Genomic DNA, 24054 nt, shown 5'->3' on the forward strand with positions numbered 1-24054 from the left:
TCTTCCAAAGGTAAGCGCGCCGGAGATAGCCCCGACGCGCGGAATTTGTTGAGCGCCCACTAGCGCCCGAGCCCGCCAAGGTCAAGCAATCTAACGCAGATCTGACAGCTTTCGCTCCCACGCGAGCGCGTGGGTGATAATCGTGTCGAGGTCAGCGTGCTTGGGCTGCCACGGCAAGGTGGATTGGATCCGCTTTGGGTCAGAGACAAGCGAATCGGGATCGCCCGCCCGGCGCCCCTGAAGCACGCGGTTTATCGGGCGATTCGTCACACGGTCGACCGCATCCAGCACCTCAAGTACCGAGAAGCCTCGGCCATAGCCGCAATTCATCGTGAGCGAACGTTGGGGCTGCTCAATCAGCGCCTCAAGCGCCAGCACATGCGCCGCCGCCAAATCGCTGACATGGATGTAATCGCGCACCCCCGTGCCATCGGGCGTGTCATAATCGGTGCCGAACACACTCACCGATTCGCGTTTGCCCAGCGCCGCTTCAACCGCCACCTTGATGAGGTGCGTAGCCCCTGCAGTGGATTGTCCGCTGCGCGCCTCGGGATCTGCGCCCGCGACATTGAAGTATCGCAAAGCGCAGTAATTGAGATCATGCGCCGCTGACACATCGCCCAACATCTGCTCGGTCATCAGTTTCGACCAGCCATAGGGATTGATCGGATTGCGCGGCGTATCCTCCGTCACAGGCGAGGTTTCTGGCACGCCGTAGGTGGCGGCGGTGGAGGAAAAAATGAAATGCGGCACACCAGCCTTGGTCGCAGCCTCGATCAAGGCCCGGCTCTTCGCGGTGTTGTTATGGTAATATTTCAGCGGGTTTTCGACGCTCTCAGGAACGATGATCGAACCTGCAAAATGCATGACCGCACCGGTTCCCTGCTCGGCAAATATACGCGCCAGCAGCTCACCATCTTCAATGTCGCCTTCGTAAAGCGGCACACCATCGGGGATGGCAAAGCGAAAGCCAGTGGTAAGGTTGTCGATCACCGCAACCGGCCAGCCTGCGTCTTTCAGCGCGAGCACTGCGTGGCTGCCAATGTAACCGGCACCGCCCGTCACGAGCACTGGGACTTTAGAAATTTCACTCATGGGTAAGGCCTTAGCAAGGTAGGCGTGCAAAAGCGTAGGTGGCTCATCGAAAGAAGCGCAGTTTTGCACAATCGCGCCAATGGGTCCAAACAGTGCGTCATTATAACGGGATCGCGCGATCAATCGCCGCGCATATTTGAGGAGGCCCACATGGCTCAGCCCATCAGGAAACCAGCCGCAATGCTCATCGCACTGGCGGCCAGCGCCGCGCTTGGCGCCTGCGCCACCGTGCCGCCGCCCAGCCCGGTGTCTGTGACCCGGTTTCACCAGCAGGACACGCTGAGTGAGATCGGCCAAGGCGTGGTGTTTGTTGAAAGCGCGCCGGACGAGAGCAACGCCAATCTCGAACTCGCCCCATATAAGGCGGCGGTGGCAGCTCAGCTTGCAGCGCTCGGCTACCGTGAAGGGCCGCGCAGCGAAGCCAATGCCATTGCCAGCATCTCGCTGGAGCGGTTCGATGTGCGCAGCGAGCGCCGGGATCGCGGGCCTGTAAGCGTTGGGGTCGGCGGCCGGACCGGATCGTTTGGTTCAGGCGTTGGCCTGGGCATTGGGATCAACCTCGGCGGCAGCAGCAACCGCGCGCGCATTGGCACGGAGCTGTCGGTCACATTGCGACCTGTCGGCGCTCAGACGCCAGCTCCAAGCAACCTATGGGAAGGGCGCGCTCAGATCGAAGTATCTGAGGGCACGCCTGAAGCTCAGGCGGCTGAAACTGCACCAATTTTAGCAAAAGCCTTGTTTCGCGATTTCCCAGGGGGCAATGGCGACACCGTAACGATCAAATTAGAAGATATAGAGACGAGTGAGTGACCAACACAGTGAATGACATTGCCATTGATGCCGAGTTTGACAGCGGCAATATCCAAGTTCTCTCCGTCTCCGGAAACGGCGCCGAGCTCGCGCTGCGCAAGGATCATATGTCGGAATTTGCGCAGTGGTTCCATTTCCGGGTCACATGCGCCGCTGCGGCGAAGAGCTGACGCTGAAGATCACAGGCCTCAACGAGAGCGCATTCACAGGCGGCTGGCCTGATTATGACGCCTGCGTGTCTGAGGATCGCGAATTTTGGGCGCGCGCGGCCAGCAGTTTCGATAAGGATGAAGCGAATGGCACGCTGACCATCAGCTATGTCCCATCGGGCAATATCGCCTGGTTCGCATACTTCGCGCCTTACTCGATGGAGCGGCATCACGACCTCGTCGCAGAGGCCGCCGCGAGCGAAGGCGTCGACCTCTTGCGCCTTGGCACCACTTTGGACGGTCAAGCGATTGATTGCCTTGAAATGGGCGAAGGCGAGCGTTCCGTCTGGCTCTATGCGCGCCAGCATCCTGGCGAAACGCAGGCCGAATGGTGGATGGAGGGCGTGCTGGAATGCCTGACCGATCCGAGCGATCCGGTCGCGCGCGCGCTGCGCAGCAAATGCCGTTTCCACATTGTGCCCAATTGCAACCCAGATGGGTCGCGCCGCGGCCATCTGCGCACCAATGCGGTTGGCACCAATTTGAACCGCGAATGGGCCGAGCCGAGCGCTGAGAAATCACCCGAAGTCCTCGCCATCCGCAACCACATGGATGCAACTGGGGTCGACTTTGCCATTGATGCCCACGGCGATGAGGCGATCCCCGCTGTGTTCCTGGCTGGCTTTGAAGGCATCCCATCCTGGACCGACGCGCAAGGCGAAGACTTCTATCGCTATCAGCGGATATTGGACCGCCGCACGCCGGATTTCCAAACCAAGCTCGGCTATCCAAAAGCCCCGGCTGGCAAAGCTAATCTCGGGATCAGCACCAATTTGGTCGCGGAACGGTTCGGCTGCACCGCCATGACGCTGGAAATGCCCTATAAGGATTTGGCTGACGCACCAGAGCCGGAGCAGGGTTGGTCGCCGGAGCGCTGCAAGCTGCTGGCCCGCGACTGTTTGGCCGCGCTGCTGGAATGGCTGGACGATCCGCAATAGGATTTTACATCCCGTTCAGTCTGCTCCCAGCTGGCGCTGTGCTACTATCCAGCAGTGCGTAGGGAGAGGGACAATAGAATGGCCGAAAAACTGAACTGGAATCGCCGCAATATTCTGCTTGGAACAGGAGCGCTCGGCCTTGCGGCGATGCTTCCCGCGCCAGCCTATGCGCAAGGTTTCAGCCTCACCTCTTTGCTGGGAAAGGCCAGCGACAGCGCGCTCGATCAGCTCGCGCAGCCGGGTGCCTTTTACGGCGATGAAGCCATTCGCATTGGCCTGCCCATAATCGGCAAAAAGCGCGGCGGACTGCTCGGATCGATCCTGGGCGCGGGGCGAAAGCTGGGAATTCTTGATGGCGTCACCCGCCGGATCAATGATGCCGCCGGGATCGCTGCAGGCGAGGCCAAGCCGATCTTTCGCGATGCGATTGGCGACCTTTCTGTTGCCGATGCGCCCGGCATTATATCCAAAGGCGATGGCGGCACCCGCTATTTGCGCAGCAGCGCCAATGACACTTTGCAAAGCAAGCTCTCTCCGCTGGTCGATAGCGCGCTCGAGGAGCTGGGCGTTTACGGTGAGTTTGAAAAGCTATCGAGCCAGCACCGCTTTATCAGCGCGGCCGGGCTCAACCGCGAGGGGATCAACCGCAGCGTGACCGATCAAGGCCTCGATGGCATTTTCTCTTACATCGGCAAGGAAGAGCGCGCGTTTCGCAAAAACCCGCTCGGTGATGTTGGCAAGGCTTTGGGCGACATCTTCGGCAATTAAGCCAGATGCGCTGGTCCAAAGGCGTGCGGGAGCAGCTGTGACAGCGCGACGCGACGGACCTCATCCGAGCCGACGCACAATATTTCTGGATCAGTCCCGCCCAATTGCGCGAGCTCATTCAGAACCTGGCGGCACCGCCCGCATGGCGTGATCGGCTCCCCGTCGCCGCTGTCATGCGGTCCCGTTACGGCGACCGCCACCAGCCCGCCGCGTCGGCCATCAGCCATCGCTTTCGACACAGCAATTGTTTCTGCGCACAGAGCAAGACCATAGCTGGCGTTCTCGACATTGGTGCCAGTCACAACCGCGCCGTCGTCAAACAGCAGCGCAGCGCCGACTGAGTAGTTTGAGTAAGGCGAGTAGGAATGCTCCGCCGCTTCGCGCGCCGCGGCCACCAATTCGTCCGCATTCAATTCTGGATGACCACCCATTCTATCGGCTCCTCTGCCGCTTCACTGACCAATTGGCTGTTCGCGCTCCATAGCAGCCATGGCCGTCCGGCATAGGCCGGTTTCGCGCGGTCTCGCTCTAGCCACAGGTCACGTTCAATATTGCCGGCAACCGTGTGGCGTTCTTCAAACTCGCTGCTGATCTTTAGCACCACAGGCTTGCCCGCATGCATCTCGATCTGATTGATTAAAGTCATCAGCTCGCTTTCAACCGCCGCATCGCTAATCGCCTCCTCGCAAACATCAGCCACCGTGGACAAGCCAATCGCTGGCGGCAGCAGGTCGGCGCTGCGCGGAACCATGCGGGTGAAGCGGGCCGATTGCGGGTCTGCGCGCTGGCATGGGTTGAACACATGCAACATGCCGACCTTCATCCCGCTGCGCTCAGCCGCGCTGAGGTGCTTTGCAAACTCAGGATCAGGCGGCGCAGTGGCATCGCCCAGATCAAGATAAACGAACTGTCCGCCCAGCGCTTTCAGCGTTTCAAACCGCACGTCCTCTGCCCCGCTGGCAACCACCGCGCCTTGCTCTGGAAAGACCGCCTCGTCCGGGCGCCAACTGCGCATGTCCCACCAGAACCAAGCGGCATAGATGATCGCGGCCAAAGCAAGGCTGGCCGCCGCATAGAGCAACAAACGCCCGCGGCGCGGTTTCCCTGTGCGCGTACGGCTTGGCCGTTTGGCCTTGGTATTGGAACGACTGCTCGCCACGTCTGCTGCCCTGCCCCTGCCCTCAGCCTTTGATGTGCAAAACGCAGATCAGGGTGAACAGACGGCGGGCGGTGGCGAAATCAGTTTCCACTTTTCCCTCTAAGCGCTCGAGCAAGAGCTCCGCGGCGTTATTGTGAATACCGCGCCGCGCCATATCGATCGTCTCAATCTCTGACGGGGTCGCCTTGCGAATGGCCTGATAATAGCTGTCGCAAATCGCAAAATACTCGCGGATCGGACGGCGAAAACGCGCCAGACCAATCACCAGACTTTCCAGCAACGCCTCGCCTGTATCGCTGACATCCATCACCAGCCGCCCATCGCGCACCGACAATTGCAATCGGTATGGCCCATCCGCGCCGCGCTCTGCACTGCGCAGCGGCTTAAAGCTGTTTTCCTCGATCAGGTCATAAATCGCGACGCGCCGTTCCTGCTCGACATCGGCGTTGCGCCAGAGGATCGTCTCCTCATCCAGCGCGACATGCGCGATGCGATAATTGCCGGGTTGGCTCGCAGAAGATTCGCTTGGCGTGACCATTACAAGCATCGCCTTCGCAGATCGTATCGGGACAGTTCAAGCACTTCGATCAACCATCCCCGCTATCCACAGCCAAGTGAGGCGAATTTGCCGCCATTTGCCCTTGCGCCATTTCCCATCCGCTGCGCAAGAGACGCGCATGGCCGAACCTGAAATTCTTCTCCCCATTGATTCTCAAACCGACAATGCTCGCAAGCTGCCTTCCAACCTAGAGGCGGAGGCGGCGTTTCTGGGTGCGGTTCTGATCGACAACCGGGTGATTGAGGAATTGCAGACCCCTCTGCGGCCAGATCATTTCTTCGAGCCGCTGCACGAGCGGATTTACACCCGCATCCTAACCCTGATTGAGCGCAATGCGACCGCCAGCCCGGTCACTCTGCGCCCGTATTTTGAGAGCGATGAAGCACTAAAGGAATTGGGCGGGACAAGCTATCTGGCTCAGCTGACCGCGAACGGTGCAGGCCTGCTTGCCCCGCGCGAATTGGCTCAGCAGATTTATGATCTCGCGCTGCTGCGAGAGTTGGTCAGCGTTGGCCGGGGCCTTGTCGAGGGCGCGCTCGACACCAGCGAAGAAGTCGATCCGATGGACCGAATTTCGCAAGCGGAAGCCGACTTGTTCAAGGTTGCCGAGGGCGCGGCCACGGGCAGCGAGGCCTCGACTTTCCGCGACGCGGCCCTCACCGCGATCAAGATGGCCGAAGCCGCGATGAATTCCGGCGGGGGGCTATCAGGCAAGACAACCGGCCTGCAGTCAATCGACCGCAAGACATCCGGCCTGCACGCCTCCGACCTTATCATTCTCGCCGGGCGTCCGGGCATGGGCAAGACATCGCTTGCCACCAATATCGCCTTCAATTGCGCCGAAGCCCATTTGAACTGGGAGCAAGATGGCGGCGAGTTCAATTATGGCGCACCGGCCGCGTTCTTCAGCCTTGAGATGAGCGCCGACCAGCTCGCAACGCGTATCCTTGCCGAGCAAGCCGAGATCAGTTCTGAGGCTTTGCGGAGCGGCAAAATGAGCCGGGAGGACTTCCAAAAATTGTCCTTCGCCAGCCAGCGTCTTGCCGAATTGCCGCTGTATATTGACGACACGCCTGCCCTCACCATCGGTGCCCTGCGCACCCGCGCACGGCGGATGAAGCGGCGCCATGACATCGGCCTGATCGTGGTCGACTATCTCCAGCTGCTGCAGGGCTCTGGCCGGGCGAATGACAACCGGGTCAACGAAATCTCTGAAATTAGCCGAGGTCTTAAAACGCTCGCCAAGGAGCTGAGCGTTCCGGTGATCGCGCTCTCGCAGCTTAGCCGTGCGGTTGAACAGCGCGAAGACAAGCGGCCAATGCTGTCTGACCTGCGCGAATCGGGCTCGATTGAGCAAGACGCCGACATGGTCTGGTTCGTCTACCGCGATGATTATTATCTGGAGGCCACGCGGCCCGACTTCCCGACCGAGGCGAGCACGCCCGATGCGGTAGAGAAATATCGCGCTTGGGAAGAATCCTACGAGCAGGTCAAAAACAAGGCTGCGGTCAACGTCGCAAAACAGCGTCACGGCTCGACCGGCATGGTCCCGCTGCATTTCCAAAGCGAGTTCACCAAGTTTACCTCGCCGAACCTCAAGGATTACTCGGACTACGGATACGAGTGATATCGGCGCGAAAGGGCGCGGTCCCTAAGGATTGAGCCTGCGAGCGGCCCAGGCATCCGCCAATCCAAAATAGAACCACAATCGCCAACGCAGGCGCGTGAAGAACGTGGCGTTTTCGCTGTACCACTCCGGCGTGATCGGCGTGCTCGCGCGTTCCAGATGGTCCATGAATTCGCGCAGGCGCGCAGCCAGCGCCTCATCTTCCACGCGCACCATCAGCTCCAGATTGATGCGCACAGAGCGGCGATCCAGATTGGCGCTGCCAAAATAGCTGATCGCATCGACGACAAGCAATTTCATGTGCAGCTTGCACGGGCGAAATTCAAAGATGCGAACGCCCGCTTTTAGGAAGCGGTTGTACAGCAATCTCGCCGCTTCAATCGTCGCCATAATGTCCGACTTGCCCGCAGTGATCATGCGCACATCGCCGCGCTTCGCCACCTTGGCCATCTGACGCCGAATGCTGAGCGGCGGGGCGAAATAGGCCGTAACAAAGTCTAGCCTGCTGGCCTTCGCAAGGTCCTTCTTCAGCCGGTACGCCCAGTTCTGCGCGCGCACGACTGGCCCGCCAAGCACGAGCTGCACAGGCTCATCCCCAGGGTCCCAATCGCGAACCATCTTGCGGATCCGGCGAAATTGCGATCCTTCGCTCTCCACCCACTCACAAATGCTGGCAAACCATTCGCCAAACCGGCTGACCACGGGCCCTTCGATGGCTACGCCTAGATCGCACCAACCGTTCTTCTCGGGCGGGTCATAATAGTGATCAGAGACGTTGGAGCCGCCCGTCATAACCCGCGCGCCGTCGGCAATCGCGAATTTTTGATGGTTGCGAATGAGGTAGCGCACGCCCCAGCGCGGTGAAAAAATGGCGAAACGCCCGCCCGCTTGCTCCAAGGGTTCAAAGAATTCGGGCGGGGCATCGCTGCCAAAGGCATCAACGATAAGGTGGACCTTCACGCCGCGCTCCGCCGCCCTCACCATAGCATCACGCACTTTCGTGCCGGAGACATCGTCTTGAAAGAGGTAGTAAAAAACCTCCAAAGAGCGCTCCGCCTCCTCAATATGATCGATCAGAGCAGCGAGCCTGTCTGAGCCTCTGGGATAGAAGGTGAAGGCGTGACCCTGAGCCTCAATCTGGAAACTATCAGAATCGCTGTAATCACTCGTTGGCGTTTCGGCGGGATCGGGCGCAGATTGCATAGGCTGACCCTCTTAGAGCCTCGCCCGCAGAATGCTCGCATTTCTTGACTCACAGCGGCCTTGCGACTAATTGCGGCGCTCATTTTCCAAACAATCTAATTTATGAGGCCAGTATGGCACGCGTTACCGTTGAAGATTGCGTAGACAAGATTCCAAACCGTTTTGATCTGGTGCTGCTCGCAGCCCAGCGTGCGCGCGAAATCTCTGGCGGTGCTGAACTGACCCTCGACCGCGACCGTGATAAGAACCCGGTTGTGGCCCTGCGCGAAGTGGCTGAGCAAACGATCAAGCCGAAGGAATTGAAAGAGGCGCTGGTTACCGGCCTTCAGAAAATCCTTCCTGATGACGAAGATGATGCCGATGAAATCGGTTCGCTGAGCCAGTCTGCCGAAGCGCTGCGGATCACCGCTTCTGCTCCGACCCGCTCGACATCGATCGGTTCAGATTACGACGGCAGCTAAGCTGGCTTACATTCATGCGCGCTTTTGCGTGCAGTTGACGAAAGAGGCTGCCACTTGGCGGCCTTTTTTGTGCCTATCTTGCCGCCCTCCTTCACAATGTGCGAAGTCTGAGGCCTCAGGGTCTTTCACCTTGGCGATCATGCTGCCTATAAGGCGGCAGACGGATTGAGGGGTCTATGAGCGACATAACTGAAGGCGTTGGTGCCGCGATTGAAGGGGCCCTGGCCAGCCGCGCAGTTGAGCCAGCGCACGGCGAGAACGCGGGGCAGAATGCGGACGGCGGCGCTGTGGTGACCTGCAAGAATTGCGGGGCCGAAGTGACGGGCGAGCACTGCTCCGCCTGCGGCCAGAAGCGGCACATCCACAGCAGCCTCGCCGCAATCGCTCACGATCTCATCCACGGCGTCCTGCACCTTGATGGCAAGCTGTGGCGCACTTTGCCGATGCTGGTACTGAAACCTGGCCAATTGACCCGCCGTTATATCGACGGCGAGCGCGCCAAGTTCGTCAGCCCGATGGGGATGTTCCTGTTCACCGTCTTCTTGATGTTTGCGGTGTTCCAAATCGCCGGGATCAGCACGCCGACCACCCTGCCCGACAGCACCAACGTCAACATCTCTTTGAACGAAGCTCAGGAGGAAGTGGCCGCAGACCGCGAGGCGGCAGCTGAGGCGCTTGAGAACATACCCGAAGGTTCACCGGGACGAGTGGCCGCGGAGATCGCTCTCAGGGAAGCCGAAGAGGCCGTTGCGGGGATGAACGCCGTTGATGAAATGGTGCCAGATGCCGCCGGATCGAACTCACTCAATCTGACTGGTATCGAAGCCTTTGACGAGGGGGTCATAAAGAAGTGGAACGAAAACCCCGGATTGATGCTCTATAAGCTCCAGAATAACGCCTACAAATTCAGCTGGCTTTTGATCCCGCTATCGATCCCATTCGTATGGGGCCTGTTCTTTTGGAAGCGCCGTTTCAAAGCATATGATCACGCGATTTTTGTGACGTACTCGCTGGCCTTTATGTCGATGCTGTTCATCATCGTATCGATGCTCATTTTGGCTGGGGTAAGCCCAGGATGGATCGTCTTGATGACCTTTCTTATCCCGCCAGTGCATATCTATCGCCAGCTTAAGGGCGCTTACAATCTGTCTCACTTTTCAGCATTTTGGCGAACAAGCGCGCTTTTGAACATGATCTTGTTTCCGATCACATTTGGTTTTGCGTGGCTGCTGTTGATGATTGGAGCGTTTTGAGCGCGAGCAAGTGACTGCGGCTAACCGCGTGCTTGCTGACCAGAAAAAGGGGCGCCTGAGTTACCCCAGACGCCCCATTCACTTGCGTGATATTTAGCTGAGATTACGCGCCCTGAGGTGCGGCTCCGCCCTTGTCATCTTTCGATCCAAAGCGCTTGCCCGCTTTCGGGATCGCAGAGCCATGGGCTGGCTGAACCACCGCTGGGCCTTTCGGCTCATCGGGTCGGTCCATCTTGCCGGTGTCGAGCAATTGCTTGATCTCGTCGCCGGTCAGCGTCTCATATTCGAGCATCGCCTGCGCCAAGAGGTGCAATTGATCCTCGTGCTTCTTGAGCAATTGGGTCGCGCGCTTGTGCGCTCCCTCAACCAGACCCTTGATCTCTGCATCGATCAGCTTGTTCGTTTCCGCGCCGCCCATTGTGCGAGCGGTCTGGCCCATGCCCAGATAGCCTTCTTGGCTCTGCTCATATTGCAGCGGCCCGAGCTTTTCAGACATGCCCCATTTGGTCACCATATTGCGGGCCAAATCGGTGGCGTATTGAATGTCTGACGATGCGCCAGAGCTAACCTTGTCATGGCCGAAGATGATTTCCTCCGCCACGCGTCCGCCCATGCTGACGGACAGGTTCGCGTGCATTTTGTCGCGGTGATAGGAATAGCTGTCCCGCTCTGGCAGGCGCATGACCATACCCAAAGCGCGGCCACGCGGAATGATCGTCGCCTTGTGGATCGGGTCGGATGCTTCCTCGTGGACAGAGACAATCGCGTGACCTGCCTCGTGATAGGCGGTCATCTTCTTCTCGTCCTCGGTCATGACCATAGAGCGGCGTTCTGCGCCCATCATGACCTTGTCTTTCGCGTCCTCAAACTCGCGCATGGCGACCAGGCGCTTGTTACGGCGCGCGGCCAGCAAAGCGGCCTCGTTCACCAGGTTGGCGAGATCAGCGCCAGAAAAGCCCGGCGTACCGCGCGCAATCGTACGCGGGTTCACATCCGGTGCCAGCGGCACCTTCTTCATGTGAACGCCAAGGATCTTTTCCCGGCCATCAATGTCGGGGATCGGAACCACAACTTGGCGGTCAAAACGGCCCGGACGCAGCAGCGCAGGGTCAAGCACGTCAGGACGGTTGGTCGCGGCAATAATAATGATGCCTTCGTTGGCTTCAAAACCATCCATCTCAACCAAGAGCTGGTTAAGCGTCTGCTCGCGCTCATCATTGGAATTGCCGAGGCCGTGGCCACGCGAGCGGCCAACCGCATCAATTTCGTCGATGAAGACGATGCAAGGCGCGTTCTTCTTGGCCTGTTCAAACATGTCGCGAACGCGGCTCGCGCCGACGCCGACGAACATCTCAACAAAGTCAGAGCCTGAGATTGTGAAGAACGGCACGCCAGCCTCACCCGCAATCGCGCGGGCCAGCAAAGTCTTACCCGTACCCGGCGAACCGACCAGCAATGCGCCCTTCGGGATTTGTCCGCCCAGCTTGGAAAAGCGCTGAGGATCTTTCAGAAATTCAACGATTTCTTCTAGCTCTTCGCGCGCCTCATCAATCCCGGCAACATCGTCAAATGTGACGCGCCCTTGGCGTTCGGTCAGCATTTTGGCCTTGGATTTTCCGAAGCCCATGGCGCCGCCGCCGCCGCCTTTTTGCACTTGGCGAAGCGCAAAGAATGCGATTCCCAAGATCAGGATGAACGGCAAGGCCTGGATCAGGATCACCCAAAGCACATTCATCTGTTCTGGTGCTTGCCCTGCATATTTGACTTCATTGTCATCGAGCAGCTGCGTCAGCTGATCATCGCTCGGAACCGGAACGGTCGAGAATGTCTCGTCATTGTTCTTAAGCTTGCCGGTGATCAGGTCAGGCGCGATCTGAACCTCGGAAACGCGCCCTTCGGCGACCGCTTCGCGGAATTCAGAATAGCGCATTTGCTGGCCAGGGGCCGCATTGGTGTTGCTGAACATCGACACCACGACGAGCAGCGCCATGAAGATGCCGCCCCAAATCATCAATTGCTTGACCCATGGGTTCGGGTTCTCAGGTGGAGTTTGTTGCGGGTCGTTTTCGTCGCTCATGCGCTCAGATTCCTTGTTCTCACCCGAATATGTAGGTGAGCAGAGATGAATGGCAAGATATCGTTATACGTAACGGATCATGCGAAATTGCGAACAGATTGATCTGTTTTTGCGATTCAAGCCAATTGGTTATGACTTTTCAGGCGAGTAGGCGCGCAGGAAAACATCAACGGCGCCGCCGATCCGGGCATCCTTTGCCTCTGGCGTGATAATTTCGCCAAAGCGCTGCTCAAGATCGCCCATCCCCTTGCACATTGCGACAAACTGTTCCGCCGCCAGGTCGGGATTTGGCACGGACAGCTCGCCAGAGGCATCAGCATGGGCGAGAAACTTGCTGAACGTCTCTTTCATTCGCCACGGCCCGGCCTCCAGAAATTCCCGCCCGATGGAGGGGTTGGTTTCCGTCTCGGCGGCAATCCGCCGCTCAAACTGGACCATCTCTGGACGCGAAAGAAACGCAAACATGGCCTCGCCAATCACGCGCAGGCGCTCCGCAATGGGAGTGCCGGAGACCGAATCGATCGAGAAATAGCCGCGCATTTTGCTGCATTCATGCTCGACAGCGGCGGCGAACAAGGCACGCTTATCGCCGAAATGATTGTAGATTGTCACCTTGGATACGCCCGCATCAGCGGCGATCTGTTCGATCGAACTGGCTGCAAAACCAACGTCAAAGAACGAACGCGCGCCCGCCTGCACAATCGCATCGCGCTTTGCGGTGTCGACCGGTCTTCCGGTTCTTTTTTGAAACTGGGTTGACAAAATGAACGGCTCCGTTCAATTAAACGCGATCGTTCAATAATGTGGTAGACGTCACAAAGACGCAACCCCCTCTCGCCGTAAAGGTTCCCACCACGTGCTTTGGATTGCGATACGAATGCTGACCGGCGATGCCCAAAAATTCTACGGGCTGTTGTTCGGTATTGGCTTTTCCACCCTGCTGATCACGCAGCAGCTCACGATCTTCGTGAACCTGATCGAACGCGGCGCGAGCGGGGTCTACAATGTGCCGACCGCCAAGGTGTGGGTGATGGATCCCGTCAGCCGCACGACCGACGTGAACTATGCAATGCCATCGACAGCGCTCGACCAGGTGCGATCAGTGCCCGGCGTGGAATGGGCCGTCCCGCACCTGCGCGCGACCGCCGCCGTGCGGACACGCACGGGGGATCTTGAAGGCGTCACCATCATCGGCGTCGATGATGCGAGCCTGATCGGCCTGCCTAAGAATATGGTCGAGGGATCGCTCGATGTCTTCGCCCAGCCCGACACGGTCGTGATCGACGATGTCGGCATCAACAATATGTTTGAAGATGGGACCGACCCCATTGGCCAGCGGCTGGAGCTGAATGATCAGCGCGCCGTCATTCGCGGCGTTGCCGATGCAATCCCGAGCTTCACCAGCCAGGTCACACTCTACACCAAGTACAGCCAAGCGCTGAATTACGTCCCCGGCACGCGCAACCGGATGAGCTTCGTGCTTGCCGGAATTAGCGACGGCGAAACTGCTGAAGGCGTTGCGAAACGCATCGAAGAGCAAACCGGCCTGAAGGCCGAAACCCGCGATGAGCTGGCACAGGCGGGCGTCGACTTCATCATCCAGAACACCGGCATTCCGACCAATTTCGGGATTACCGTCTTGCTCGGCTTTATTGTCGGCGTCGCGATTGTTGGCCTCACCTTCAGCCTGTTTATCAGAGACAACATCAAGCAGTTCGGCGCGCTCAAAGCGATTGGTGTGACCAATGCCAAGATCATTCGTATGGTGGCCGTGCAAGCGGGCCTCGTCGGCTTTATCGGATACGCCATCGGCGTACTCGGCACGGTCGGCTTCCTCGCTGCATTTTCGGGCAACCCCTTCTTCAAGGGGTTCTACATCCCTTGGCAGATCCCGCTGATTAGCCTTGGTTCGGTCATCATCATTCTCGCGATAACCGGCTTTATCGCCATCCGTAGCGTGCTGCGCACAGAGCCAGCGGCGGTGTTCCGGTGAGCGATATGACGCAAACCCAAAGCGCCCCTTCTGAAGCCGCGCCGCGCGAAGCCGCCATTTGCGCGCGCGGCATTGTTCGCGACTTCCAGGCCGGACAATCGACGATCCGCGTGCTCCACGGGATCGACACCGATATTCAGCCGGGCGAGATGACATACGTGGTGGGCGAAAGCGGCTCTGGCAAAACCACCTTGATCTCGATCATGTGCGGCATCCTGTGGCCGACCGAGGGCGAGGTGCGCGTGTTCGGCACCGACATCTACAATCTGAGCGACACCGAGCTTGTGAACTTCCGCCTCCAAAACATCGGTTTCATCTTTCAGCAGTACAACCTTATCCCCTCCATCGATGCAGCCGCCAATGCCGCCGTACCGCTGATCGCTCAGGGCATGGCTCTGGAGCCAGCGCGGCGCAAAGCGATCGAATTGCTCGATGCGCTGAACATTGGCGATCAGGCGAACAAGCTGCCCAAACAGCTCTCCGGCGGACAGCAGCAACGCGTCGCCATTGCCCGCGCCTTGGTTCACGAACCGCGCCTTGTGGTGTGCGACGAGCCAACCGCTGCCTTGGACGCCAAGTCCGGGCGCAGAGTGATGGATCTGCTGCGCGAGGTTGCGGTCGCCGAAGACCGCGCCTGCATCATCGTGACCCACGACAACCGCATTTTCGATCTCGCTGACCGCATCCTCGTGCTTGAGGATGGCCGGGTCACGCATGACGGCACAGAAATGCCGGACGACCACTAAACCCTCTTTCGTTCTCCCTCGAGGCACAGCCATGGCTATTCTACCTGAAAATCTCAGCTTCTCACGCAAGATCATGCCGATCCTCGCCGTCATCGGCCTGATCGCGGCGGTGTATTTTATCGTGACCGGCCTGCCCGATCGCGAGCTGTCAGAGCCTGATCGTGAACCGCCCAAAGCAAGCGGCGAGCTCGCCAACTCCGCCCGCGTGGCTGGCGCTGGATTGGTCGAGCCGTCGAGCGAGATTATCGATGTCGGCACGGCCCTTTCCGGCCTGATCGCGGACTTGCGAGTTCAGCCGGGCGATTTCGTGGAGAAGGGACAGCCGCTGTTTGTCGTCGACGACAGGGCCATTCGCGCGCGCCTCCAAGAGACAAACGCCGCCGTTGGCGAAGCCCGCGCCGCCATTCGTGAGGCTCAAACCGCGCGCAGCACGGCCCAGCGCCAGCTCGCGCTCTACGGCCAGATCGACGATCCAGCCGCCGTCAGCCAATCCGAAGTCATCCGCGCCGAAGGCGAAGTCGCCGCCGCAACCAGCAGGCTAGAGCTTGCCCGCGCCCGCCTGACCGCAGCCCAAGCGGGGGCATCAAGCGCGCGCACCGAGCTTGGCCGTTTGACCGTTCGCGCGCCGATTGCGGGCGAGATCCTGGCGGTGAATATCCGCCCGGGCGAGTTCGTCTCCAATCAAGGCGGCGGCAATTCTACCCCCTTCATCCAGATGGGCGAGACACGCCCCCTCCACGTGCGGATCGATGTCGATGAAAACGAAGCGGTTCGCCTGAACCTCGGCGCATCGGCCATCGTCAGCCCGCGCGGCGCGGCGGACAGCCAAGTAGAGGCAAAGTTCGTGCGCGCTGAGCCGCAGGTGGTGCCCAAGCGCCAGCTGACCAATAGCGCAGCAGAGCGCGTCGATGTCCGCGTCCTGCAGGTGATCTACGCGCTGCCAGAAGGCGATGCGTTCCGCGTTGGACAGCAAGTGGATGCGTTCATCCCTGCCCGCAGCAGCTCCAGCGATACGGCCGAGACACCCGCCGGTGAGACGGAGGAATAGCCGATGGCCCGCCTCTCCCCCGCACTCTTGCGCCGATCCTTTGCCGCCGCGCTAGCCCTATCGCTCGGCGCCTGCGTCGCTGGGCCTCCACCGGAAATCGCCACACCTGCGCCTGAGCTGCCTGAGAGCTTTCTGTTCGCGCCCTCCGCCGAAACGAGCGCCACACTGGCTGAGCTTTTGCCGAGCGATGACCCCGCATTCATCGACCTTTCTGCCCAGGCATTGGACAGCGCCCCCAGCCTTCAGGAGGCCCTGGCCCGCATCGATATCGCGCGCTCCGGCGCACGCCGAGCCGGTGCTGCGCGCCTGCCGCTCGTCACGGGTGATGCATCGGCAACGGGCACGCGGATCAACCCCAACCAATTCGGTGATGGCGCGGCGCAGGGCGGCTTTATCGACACCGAGCAGGTGCAATATGGCGCCAATGTCGCGGCGAGCTGGGACTTGGATATCTTCGGCCGCCTGCGCGCACAGGAACGCGCAGCCATCGCCCGAATTGACGCCGCCAGCGCCTCTGCGGGTGCTGTCCGTTTGGCTCTGGTCGCAGAGATCGCAAGCAGCGTGATCGATTGGCGCACGTTCTCTGAGCGGCAAGAGGCGCTCGAGCAAGACGTGCTCGCTGCCGAACAACTCGCAGGCCTCGCCAAAATGCGCGAAGACGCAGGGCTCGCCCCCGGATTTGACCGCGTCCGCGCAGAGGCGGCGGCAAGCGCCTCGCGCTCTCGCCTAGCCGCTCTCGCCAGCGAGCGGGTCCGCATCATTGGCCGCTTGGTCACGCTGACCGGTCAGAACGCGGGCGTCGTCACAGCGGCTCTGGAAAAGCAGGGCCCAGCGGGCGTGCGCGCGCTGGCACCAGCCGCCGTCCCGTCCCTGGTGCTGACCAACCGGCCTGACGTCTTGGCGGCAACCGCAGAGCTGGCCGCAACCGACGCAGACCTTGCCGCGACCGCGCGCCAGCGCTTTCCGCAGTTCACCCTGTCCGCCGCGCTCGGCCTGCTCGCCTTCAACCTTGGCGATCTGTTCAATTCGGATTCTCTGGTCGGCTCGCTCAGCGCAGGCTTGGCCGCGACCTTGCTCGACTTTGGCCGGATAGAGGCCGAGATCGACGGCGCAGCCGCGACCAAAAGAGCCGCCTTCGCCGCCTATCGCGGAGCGGTGTTCCAAGCGCTGGGCGAAGCAGAAACCGCCTACGGCCTGATCGAGACGAGCGACCGCGAAGCGGATCTGGCGGTAAAGGAAAGAGATGAATTGCAGCGCGCAGCGAGCCTCGCCAACTCACGCTACCGCGCCGGGCTGGCCGATTTCCTGACCGTACTAGAGGCTCGCCGGGCCGCCGATGCCAGCGGAGAACGCGCCGCCGCCGCACTTGGCAGAGCTCAGCGCGCTCGTGTGCTTCTGTGGCAGGCATTGGGCGGGGAGCAAATGTAGGCGGTGATGGTTGGGTTGGCGCGGAACTGCTGACTTCAGCAAGCTTAACTCGAATGCCTAACCACGGCTGACGCGCTGTCCTTCTTACATGACCGATTTTTGCCGGTGTTAAACCATAGCCGACTTTCTGCTTTCGACCCAGTTTTGGACGAAAGAATAACGTCGAATCCGCATGACTGTCGCTTTCCGAACAAGCTACGTTCAGCGATCTGGCTACTACCTCCTGGTTGATCAGAGCTTTTCTGATCCAGGCAGAATCTTCCTTAGTCATCACTATCGACGGCAATGCGACATTTCGTCGCAGATTTCGCCCCATTTTGGGCTCCCCTACAGAAAAACTTAAGTGGCCAAGATCAGCGCAGCCCATAGCGTTGTCGCGTCGTTGAGGGACGCATCTAGAATTGTCGTTATTCCGCACAGAAGTGATTGAAAGCAGCACTGACCGGCTGCATGGGGAGGTTGTGTTTTCGCAGCCTCTGACCACCAAGGTTATGGCTTAGCGCACTCTTTGCGATCCTCGCCATCGCAGCGATTTGGGTGAGTGTTGGAACCTATGCCCGCATCGAAACCGTTCCCGGTATTCTCAAGACAGATGCACCCAGCGCGAAGGTGATAGCACGCCAAACAGGGACAGTTTCTTCGCTTGCAGTTAGTGAAGGCCAGATTGTCCAAAAGGGCGACAAGCTTCTCGTCATCAACTCAGACCGGGAAACGGCAGAGGGTGGCAATGTCGCAGGGCGCAGCCTTGGTGCGCTTGATGCAAGGCGAGAGCTGACGGAAGCTCAAGTGGCCATGGCAAGCAGCAGAGCTGATGCTGAGCGTTCCCGACTGGCAGCGGTAATTGCGTCCGCAGAGAGCCAAGCGGCAAGCCTGACTGACCAGATCGCACTCCAAGAGCAGGTTGTCACATCCAAACAGCAAATCTTCGACCAGATATCGGAGGTGGTTGAACGCGGCTTCGTAAGCAAGATTGAGTATGAGCGTCGAAGGCAGACGCTGCTCAGCTCCCAGCAGCAGCTCGCCAATCTCCAGCAGCGACGAACCGCCAGTCTGTCCGAGGCGAGCCAAGCGCAAAGTCAGCTCGCCAGTGTCAGGATCGATGCAGCGCAGGGCATTTCACGGCTGCAAGGCAATCTGCAGACGCTGACTGGTGAGCAAGCTCGCCTTCAGGGGGAACAAAGCTATGTGATTACTGCTCCAATTTCTGGCCGGGTCACCGCGCTAGCAACCGGTGAAGGTCGTCCAGCCAATCCCAATCGTCCGATGATGGTCATTGTACCAGAAGGATCGAAGCTTACCGCAGAGCTCTACGCACCAAGCCGAGCGATTGGCTTTGTCGAGCCAGGCAAAGAAACGCGACTGCTGTACGATGCATTTCCCTACCAGCGCTTTGGCAGCTTTGAGGGACGGGTTGCCTCAATCTCCCGCATCGCAGTCGATCCCCGAGAGACCGAGATACCCTTCCCGTTTGAAGAACCAGTCTACCGGGTAAAGGTCGAACTTAATGAGCAGACCGTGGAGGCATTTGGGGAGCCGACACCGCTGCAAGCAGGAATGACCTTGCAGGCAAATGTTGTGCTGGAGCGACAGAGCTTTCTCGCCTGGATACTCCAGCCCCTTAACGCGGTGCTCAATCGCAACTCATGAACTCACCGCTTGATCTTGTTGAGTTTAGTGGGCGGCAGAAGACGCCTTACATCCCGCAAGGGGAAGCGAGTGAGTGTGCGCTTGCTTGCCTTGCAATGGTTGCGGGTTACCACGGCTATCAAACTGATCTGATTACGCTGCGACAGCGCTATGGCATGTCCCTTAAAGGCGCGAACCTAAAACAGGTGATGCAGGTCGCTGAAGACATTGGCTTCAACGCCCGTCCCTTACGCGGTGAGATTGAGGACATGCCGCACCTTTCAATGCCAGCGATCCTGCATTGGAATCTCAATCATTTTGTCGTTCTCACCGCAGTGACAGGCGGGGTGCGCGGCAAACGCTATCACATCAACGATCCCGCACGCGGCGCTATTGTGCTCACTGAAGATGAAGTGTCGCGCCAGTGGACGGGCGTAGCGCTTGATCTGCTGAGATCAGAGAGCTTCAAGCCCAAGATTGAGCGCAAACAGCTCAACATCACTCAGCTGTGGTCGAAAATGTCGGGCTTTTGGGGCACGATCCGTCAGGTCGTGCTGTTGTCGCTGGTGCTGCAACTGGTTGTGCTGGCAACGCCGTTCTTCCTGCAGATATCGATCGATACGGTGTTTCCGGCATTCGATACCGATTTGCTCCTCATGCTCGCGCTTGGCTTTGGCGGACTGACGGTCATCAACTTCATGGCGAGTTGGCTGCGTTCGCTGATCTTGGTCACGCTCAGCAACTCGCTGTCGTACCAGGTGATCGTCAACCTGTTCCGTCACTTGGTGCGCCTGCCGCTCGACTATTTTGAGAAGCGGCATGTCGGCGACATCATCTCGCGTTTCGGTTCCACTCAGCCCATCAGCCAGCTCATCAGCCAAGGCATGATCGCAGCCTTTGTCGACGGCTTAATGGCCCTGCTGACGCTGGCTTTGATGTTCGTCTACTCGCCGCTTCTTGGCGGCGTCGCTTGCGCTGCACTTGGCGTTTACGTTGCGCTGCGCCTTGCCTTCTTGCAAGCGATCAAACTGCGCAATCTCGACGTCATCACGACAATGGCGAAAGAGAGCACCAACTTTATCGAGAGCGTGCGCGGTATCTCTGCGATCAAAGCCTTCGGGCAAGAGGGCAACCGCCAGCGTCTGTGGCAGAATTCCAAAGCAGACGCCGTCAACGCTCAGATCAAACTGGGCCGTCTAACCGCAGCCTTTGATGCGCTTGGGCAGTTCGTCATTGCCGTCGAGAGAGTGATCTTCGTCTACATCGCGATCACGCTTGCGTTCGACTCCATCCTGACCGTCGGCATGATCTTCGCCTTCCAGGCCTACAAGCAACAGTTCCTGGATGCTGGCATGCGGCTGACCGAGCAAATGATCAACTATCAGATCGTCAAAGTTCACCTGACCCGTATCGCCGACATCGCGCTCAGCCCGCTCGAAGAAGGCGAGACGGAGAAGAGCGACGAAGAGCCCGACTTTACCAAATCGCTGGCGCTCGATCGCGTCTTCTATCGCTACGGCACCAATGAGCCGATGGTACTTCAAGGTGTTAATCTAAGGATCGAACCGGGCGAATTCATAGCCATCACTGGCCCGTCCGGAGGCGGCAAGACCACCCTGATGAAAATCCTGATGGGGCTGTTTGAGCCATCTAACGGAGCCGTACGTCTGGGCGAGAGGCCAATCACTTCTTACCGCAAGATCAAATATCGCCAGGCAATTGGTTCAGTTGCTCAAGGCGATACGCTTTACGCTGGATCGCTTGCTCAAAACATTTCCTTTTTCGATCCAGAGATCGACATGGAACGTGTGCGTAAAGTTGCGCGCCAAGCCCATATTGACGCTGAGATCGAGGCGATGCCGATGGGCTATGAAACGCTCGTTGGCGATATGGGGTCGGTTCTCTCTGGCGGTCAGCTTCAGCGCGTGTTGCTGGCACGGGCGCTCTATCCCAATCCCAAAGTCCTGATTCTCGACGAAGGCACTGCCAATCTCGATGCAGAAAACGAGGATAAAATCCTCGCCACACTCAAGGAGCTAGGCATCACGCGTATCGCCGTTGCTCACAGGCCAGCAACGCTCGAGGCTGCTGAACGGGTAATCGACGTCAGAGACGGAACTGCAACCGATGCTGAAGTTGCGGCAAAAGCTAGAGCAGCTCAGCGAGAGATGATCGCCCATTTGCAAGGAGTCCCATCAGGAAAGCTCCCAGGCACTACGGATAGCGCAGAGGGGGTAAAACCGAGCACGTCGAGTTAGTCGAGGTAAACTTCTGCGCCGCCTCGATTAGCATCATCAAGGCGCAGAGATAGACTAAAGGGAGAAGCGCTTTGCTTCATAACAATATCAATCGGGAATCCGGATTCCGAGCTTTGTCCGAAAACGAACTGAAAGTCGTTTCTGGTGGCTTTGAAGAACCAAACAACTTTGGTGGCGGTCATCTCGACGACTACGACTATTTAGCTGCAGTGGAATTTTCGCAGATTTATGGATACAATGGCTTGGACCCGGATTCATTTGGTGACGGTACCCCCCGATTGTTCGACAAACTACCATCGGATGGTTTTGATGAACATCTGACCGAGCGCGAACGAAATTTCTCCTACACACTACAAGCTTTTGGAGTCCCTGCTGCTTTGGCTTCAGCAATTGCGGTCATTTCCAGCTATCTATCATCAATAGAAGCCAAACAAGACCTCAGGGAATTTGTCGAGCGATCTAATGAGCTTCTTAGAGAAGCCCTTTTTGGCCCTGCAAATGAATCAACCGGTGACCCCGCAGAAGATATACGTAGGGCATTGGGCCCATTGGTTGGTCCGCAGTTCCCAGAATAGTAATTGAAATAGAATGGAATTTTGGGTCGTGATTTTTATTGCGGCCCAAAATCAAAATGTGGGAGTAGAGAAATGGGCCGATATGTTTCATTTTTTTCGATATTTATAGCGATTATAGCTCTGTTAAATATATACCCACACCTCTTGTCTTCTGCCGCTGCGAATCCAAAGCAGGTGAGAGTTATAGTTCACGAGCACCGATTACATTTTGAGAATTCGAGCTGCTTAGACCAACATCTTAAAGAACACCTCTATGCGCGACTGGTCGATCAGGAACTCACAGATCGAGGTCATGAGGCATTCTCTGTCGATGCCGTAGCTGCCATCGACAAGATCGTAGTAAGCGTAGAGCATTGGGATGAGCGCGAAGATTTAGGAAACATCGCCCTTGCCGCTGCCGCAGGGATTGCAAAACGACCAGGCTTGGACATCGTAGAGCAGGAGAGATCACTAGTTAGATATGAGAATGCTCTACTGGCGAAAATGCCACAATTTGGTGCTTCGGCAACTGCTGCATTATTACAAACTGAAGAAGCAATACGAAACGAAACCTGCGTTGCAGAGCAGTCTCGAGCGGCCGGTTCGAAATCGTTGGACTGGAAACCTGGAGAATTCGAAGTTTATGAATTCAAGGACTCAGGGGAATATACTCGGATCACCTCATCGCAAGCTGCGCTTGCTACTTTCCCGAATGCCTGGGATGATTTATCGGAAGGACCGAAAGAAGCGAATTTAAAGTCGGAGGATTCCATTCCAAATGCTCTGTTCATCGCATACAAAGGCAGAGCCGACCCGCTTCTGACCACTAAGCTTCTTGCTGGTATCTATGACAACCTTACCGGCACTGAGCTAAGAACCGAGGATGTGAGGCCGTTTGGAAAAGCCGGGTTCATCATACAAGGTGAGAACAGGGTGCTCACCGGTATACAAAAGAAGCTACGAAGAACGTTTGGTTCATCGCCTATTTCTCAACCAAAAGCGAACAACTTGCGCCTAGCTTGGGCGAGTGTCTGCGGCTCTCGTGCACGAAAAAGCGGGGGAACCGACCAACTGTCCGATGAGCGAATTGCTCACACTTACTTTGAGTACAGCGCGAATGGCACCGCCTGCGAGGAAGGCTCAGACTTGTCAGGTGCACCATCCAATCTAGTTGTGATCTCTAATCTCATTCACGTCCCAAAAACAGATTCAGAGCTACCTCGGTATGAAAATGACATGTCATTTGCGCTATGCATTCCATCGGAGAATTTCGTGCGGGAAGACTTGTCAATCGCAGCCTACGCGATGCGCCAGCATCTCCGATATGATGTTGGCCTTGCGTTAAATATTCAGTTCTCGAAAATTGAAAATAACTGCGTGGATGGCGCTGTCTTTGCACCGAAAGCGAATACCGAGCCGCTAAGTGAATTGCTGACAAATTTTGATTCTACGGATGATGCGTACTCAGCAAGATACGCGGCGGCTGCGATCATCTACCACTGCTCACAAGCGACCGATGCGCTTTGTTCAAAAGGCAATGGGCCAGGCCCTATCATTGAGACCCCAAAATTGGTTGTGTCCGTGGAATAAATGCGTGAGGAACCGTCATTGTGAGCAGAAGAGGTGGACGTTGAAACTATCCAAGGTGAGACAGAATTTACCGATAGTTTTCTCTTTGATTGCCGCTCCATTTTTACTTTTCTATCTAAGCAAGCAGTTTTCTCCAAAATACGAAGACGTGTTGAAGCTCGCTTCAGATCGTCCCATTTCTTCTCTTAGTCGTTGTATTGATAACGCATCCGATAAATTCAATCCTAAGTTAAAGAGGATTGCACATTGCTCAAGAGGCGGGACGGTCAATGGATATTGCGCTAGCGGTAGCACATTTATCGCCCGCGGCGGAGACATCAGGGTAACAACGAAGTTAGTCGATGGTCGTTCTGAAATTTGGATTTCATATGCTGGTGAGTTATCTCGCTCCTCGATAGATGCAGCGATTGAATGTCAATGAATTCTCGCGGTAGAGGATCATAGAAAAGTTCGAGGTTATATTTGCGGCAGTGCCCATAACGTATCGTCGAAGAGAAGCTGGTCGCAGCTGCCCTGCCTTAGGCATATGACATTTCAACCGGTTCGCTCCGCTTGAAGATCTTGAAAATTGCTAAGTACAGCGGTTGTTTATCGGATTGTCCGCTTTCACCCCCAACGATGGTCATTTTATAGCTGACACGAGACACCTCAA

Annotated in this window: 21 protein-coding genes and 1 pseudogene; 15 read left to right on the top strand and 7 right to left on the bottom strand. The window is 57.8% G+C overall.

What is annotated here, in order from left to right; all coding sequences use genetic code 11:
* Positions 1 to 90: 90 nt before the first annotated feature.
* The gene (gene galE, locus AC0V6U_RS11515; RefSeq protein WP_472643305.1) at positions 91 to 1095 is read right to left on the bottom strand and encodes a UDP-glucose 4-epimerase GalE; all 1005 of its coding nucleotides are present in this window, start codon (positions 1093 to 1095) and stop codon (positions 91 to 93) included.
* Between the two features lie 150 nt (positions 1096 to 1245).
* On the opposite strand from galE, the gene AC0V6U_RS11520 reads away from it, so the two are divergent.
* From AC0V6U_RS11520 to AC0V6U_RS11530, 3 genes and pseudogenes are all read left to right on the top strand, one after another.
* Positions 1246 to 1905, top strand: a complete 660-nt coding sequence (locus tag AC0V6U_RS11520; RefSeq protein WP_472643306.1) for a DUF4136 domain-containing protein — start codon at positions 1246 to 1248, stop codon at positions 1903 to 1905.
* An 8-nt stretch (positions 1906 to 1913) separates the two neighbouring features.
* Positions 1914 to 3052 (top strand): annotated as a pseudogene (locus AC0V6U_RS11525) (M14 family metallopeptidase).
* 78 nt (positions 3053 to 3130) lie between these two features.
* Complete coding sequence (locus AC0V6U_RS11530) at positions 3131 to 3820, top strand: DUF4197 domain-containing protein (RefSeq protein WP_472643307.1); 690 nt, start codon at positions 3131 to 3133, stop codon at positions 3818 to 3820.
* On the opposite strand, the gene AC0V6U_RS11535 is transcribed toward AC0V6U_RS11530, so the two are convergent.
* The 3 genes from AC0V6U_RS11535 to AC0V6U_RS11545 are packed head-to-tail and all read right to left on the bottom strand — an operon-like array spanning position 3817 to position 5517.
* Positions 3817 to 4251 carry a cytidine deaminase gene (locus tag AC0V6U_RS11535; protein WP_472643308.1) on the bottom strand — a complete coding sequence of 145 codons (435 nt, stop codon included), beginning with the start codon at positions 4249 to 4251 and terminating at the stop codon, positions 3817 to 3819. The two genes, AC0V6U_RS11530 and AC0V6U_RS11535, sit on opposite strands and share 4 nt — an antisense overlap.
* Complete coding sequence (locus AC0V6U_RS11540; RefSeq protein ID WP_472643309.1) at positions 4230 to 4979, bottom strand: glycoside hydrolase family 25 protein; 750 nt, start codon at positions 4977 to 4979, stop codon at positions 4230 to 4232. The genes AC0V6U_RS11535 and AC0V6U_RS11540 overlap by 22 nt, the downstream gene beginning before the upstream one ends.
* A 22-nt stretch (positions 4980 to 5001) precedes the next feature.
* Positions 5002 to 5517: a UPF0262 family protein gene (locus AC0V6U_RS11545; RefSeq protein ID WP_472643310.1), complete on the bottom strand. Its 516-nt coding sequence runs from the start codon at positions 5515 to 5517 to the stop codon at positions 5002 to 5004.
* Positions 5518 to 5656: 139 nt separating this feature from the next.
* Between AC0V6U_RS11545 and AC0V6U_RS11550 the strand changes: the two genes are divergently transcribed.
* Complete coding sequence (locus AC0V6U_RS11550; protein WP_472643311.1) at positions 5657 to 7165, top strand: replicative DNA helicase; 1509 nt, start codon at positions 5657 to 5659, stop codon at positions 7163 to 7165.
* Positions 7166 to 7189: 24 nt separating this feature from the next.
* Here the strand turns inward: AC0V6U_RS11550 and AC0V6U_RS11555 are convergent, their stop codons facing one another.
* Positions 7190 to 8368, bottom strand: a complete 1179-nt coding sequence (locus AC0V6U_RS11555) for a phospholipase D-like domain-containing protein (RefSeq protein WP_472643312.1) — start codon at positions 8366 to 8368, stop codon at positions 7190 to 7192.
* Positions 8369 to 8481: 113 nt separating this feature from the next.
* On the opposite strand from AC0V6U_RS11555, the gene rpoZ reads away from it, so the two are divergent.
* Together rpoZ and AC0V6U_RS11565 are read left to right on the top strand one after the other, a co-directional pair.
* The gene (gene rpoZ, locus AC0V6U_RS11560) at positions 8482 to 8829 is read left to right on the top strand and encodes a DNA-directed RNA polymerase subunit omega (protein ID WP_472643313.1); all 348 of its coding nucleotides are present in this window, start codon (positions 8482 to 8484) and stop codon (positions 8827 to 8829) included.
* A gap of 176 nt (positions 8830 to 9005) precedes the next feature.
* On the top strand, positions 9006 to 10082 hold the full coding sequence (locus AC0V6U_RS11565; RefSeq protein WP_472643314.1) for a DUF3667 domain-containing protein: 1077 nt from the start codon (positions 9006 to 9008) through the stop codon (positions 10080 to 10082).
* A 103-nt stretch (positions 10083 to 10185) separates the two neighbouring features.
* Here the strand turns inward: AC0V6U_RS11565 and ftsH are convergent, their stop codons facing one another.
* Both ftsH and AC0V6U_RS11575 read right to left on the bottom strand, forming a co-directional pair.
* Positions 10186 to 12159, bottom strand: a complete 1974-nt coding sequence (gene ftsH / locus AC0V6U_RS11570) for an ATP-dependent zinc metalloprotease FtsH (protein WP_472643315.1) — start codon at positions 12157 to 12159, stop codon at positions 10186 to 10188.
* Positions 12160 to 12288: 129 nt separating this feature from the next.
* Positions 12289 to 12921: a TetR/AcrR family transcriptional regulator gene (locus AC0V6U_RS11575; protein ID WP_472643316.1), complete on the bottom strand. Its 633-nt coding sequence runs from the start codon at positions 12919 to 12921 to the stop codon at positions 12289 to 12291.
* Between the two features lie 94 nt (positions 12922 to 13015).
* Between AC0V6U_RS11575 and AC0V6U_RS11580 the strand changes: the two genes are divergently transcribed.
* From AC0V6U_RS11580 to AC0V6U_RS11620, 9 genes are all read left to right on the top strand, one after another.
* A complete protein-coding gene (locus AC0V6U_RS11580; protein ID WP_486169468.1) occupies positions 13016 to 14152 on the top strand; it encodes an ABC transporter permease in 1137 nt (378 codons plus the stop codon).
* A 5-nt stretch (positions 14153 to 14157) separates the two neighbouring features.
* The gene (locus AC0V6U_RS11585) at positions 14158 to 14898 is read left to right on the top strand and encodes an ABC transporter ATP-binding protein (RefSeq protein ID WP_472645757.1); all 741 of its coding nucleotides are present in this window, start codon (positions 14158 to 14160) and stop codon (positions 14896 to 14898) included.
* A gap of 31 nt (positions 14899 to 14929) precedes the next feature.
* Complete coding sequence (locus tag AC0V6U_RS11590) at positions 14930 to 15946, top strand: efflux RND transporter periplasmic adaptor subunit (protein WP_472643318.1); 1017 nt, start codon at positions 14930 to 14932, stop codon at positions 15944 to 15946.
* Between the two features lie 3 nt (positions 15947 to 15949).
* Positions 15950 to 17374 (top strand): efflux transporter outer membrane subunit, encoded by a 1425-nt coding sequence (locus tag AC0V6U_RS11595; RefSeq protein WP_472643319.1) that lies wholly within the window; start codon positions 15950 to 15952, stop codon positions 17372 to 17374.
* 537 nt (positions 17375 to 17911) lie between these two features.
* Positions 17912 to 19021 (top strand): HlyD family secretion protein, encoded by a 1110-nt coding sequence (locus tag AC0V6U_RS11600; RefSeq protein WP_472643320.1) that lies wholly within the window; start codon positions 17912 to 17914, stop codon positions 19019 to 19021.
* Complete coding sequence (locus tag AC0V6U_RS11605) at positions 19018 to 21258, top strand: peptidase domain-containing ABC transporter (protein ID WP_486169469.1); 2241 nt, start codon at positions 19018 to 19020, stop codon at positions 21256 to 21258. The genes AC0V6U_RS11600 and AC0V6U_RS11605 overlap by 4 nt, the downstream gene beginning before the upstream one ends.
* Before the next feature lie 71 nt (positions 21259 to 21329).
* Complete coding sequence (locus tag AC0V6U_RS11610; RefSeq protein ID WP_472643322.1) at positions 21330 to 21833, top strand: hypothetical protein; 504 nt, start codon at positions 21330 to 21332, stop codon at positions 21831 to 21833.
* A 72-nt stretch (positions 21834 to 21905) separates the two neighbouring features.
* Positions 21906 to 23402 (top strand): hypothetical protein, encoded by a 1497-nt coding sequence (locus tag AC0V6U_RS11615; RefSeq protein WP_472643323.1) that lies wholly within the window; start codon positions 21906 to 21908, stop codon positions 23400 to 23402.
* Between the two features lie 40 nt (positions 23403 to 23442).
* Complete coding sequence (locus tag AC0V6U_RS11620; protein WP_472643324.1) at positions 23443 to 23823, top strand: hypothetical protein; 381 nt, start codon at positions 23443 to 23445, stop codon at positions 23821 to 23823.
* Positions 23824 to 24054 lie beyond the last annotated feature (231 nt).

This window comes from Erythrobacter sp. W36 (assembly GCF_057364935.1).

Bases quoted from the DNA above. Each gene is read 5' to 3' on its own strand.
- galE (WP_472643305.1), bottom strand. From the start codon at position 1,095: ATGAGTGAAATTTCTAAAGTCCCAGTGCTCGTGACGGGCGGTGCCGGT.
- AC0V6U_RS11520 (WP_472643306.1), top strand. From the start codon at position 1,246: ATGGCTCAGCCCATCAGGAAACCAGCCGCAATGCTCATCGCACTGGCG.
- AC0V6U_RS11530 (WP_472643307.1), top strand. From the start codon at position 3,131: ATGGCCGAAAAACTGAACTGGAATCGCCGCAATATTCTGCTTGGAACA.
- AC0V6U_RS11535 (WP_472643308.1), bottom strand. From the start codon at position 4,251: ATGGGTGGTCATCCAGAATTGAATGCGGACGAATTGGTGGCCGCGGCG.
- AC0V6U_RS11545 (WP_472643310.1), bottom strand. From the start codon at position 5,517: ATGGTCACGCCAAGCGAATCTTCTGCGAGCCAACCCGGCAATTATCGC.
- AC0V6U_RS11550 (WP_472643311.1), top strand. From the start codon at position 5,657: ATGGCCGAACCTGAAATTCTTCTCCCCATTGATTCTCAAACCGACAAT.
- AC0V6U_RS11555 (WP_472643312.1), bottom strand. From the start codon at position 8,368: ATGCAATCTGCGCCCGATCCCGCCGAAACGCCAACGAGTGATTACAGC.
- rpoZ (WP_472643313.1), top strand. From the start codon at position 8,482: ATGGCACGCGTTACCGTTGAAGATTGCGTAGACAAGATTCCAAACCGT.
- AC0V6U_RS11565 (WP_472643314.1), top strand. From the start codon at position 9,006: ATGAGCGACATAACTGAAGGCGTTGGTGCCGCGATTGAAGGGGCCCTG.
- ftsH (WP_472643315.1), bottom strand. From the start codon at position 12,159: ATGAGCGACGAAAACGACCCGCAACAAACTCCACCTGAGAACCCGAAC.
- AC0V6U_RS11585 (WP_472645757.1), top strand. From the start codon at position 14,158: ATGACGCAAACCCAAAGCGCCCCTTCTGAAGCCGCGCCGCGCGAAGCC.
- AC0V6U_RS11590 (WP_472643318.1), top strand. From the start codon at position 14,930: ATGGCTATTCTACCTGAAAATCTCAGCTTCTCACGCAAGATCATGCCG.
- AC0V6U_RS11595 (WP_472643319.1), top strand. From the start codon at position 15,950: ATGGCCCGCCTCTCCCCCGCACTCTTGCGCCGATCCTTTGCCGCCGCG.
- AC0V6U_RS11605 (WP_486169469.1), top strand. From the start codon at position 19,018: ATGAACTCACCGCTTGATCTTGTTGAGTTTAGTGGGCGGCAGAAGACG.
- AC0V6U_RS11615 (WP_472643323.1), top strand. From the start codon at position 21,906: ATGGGCCGATATGTTTCATTTTTTTCGATATTTATAGCGATTATAGCT.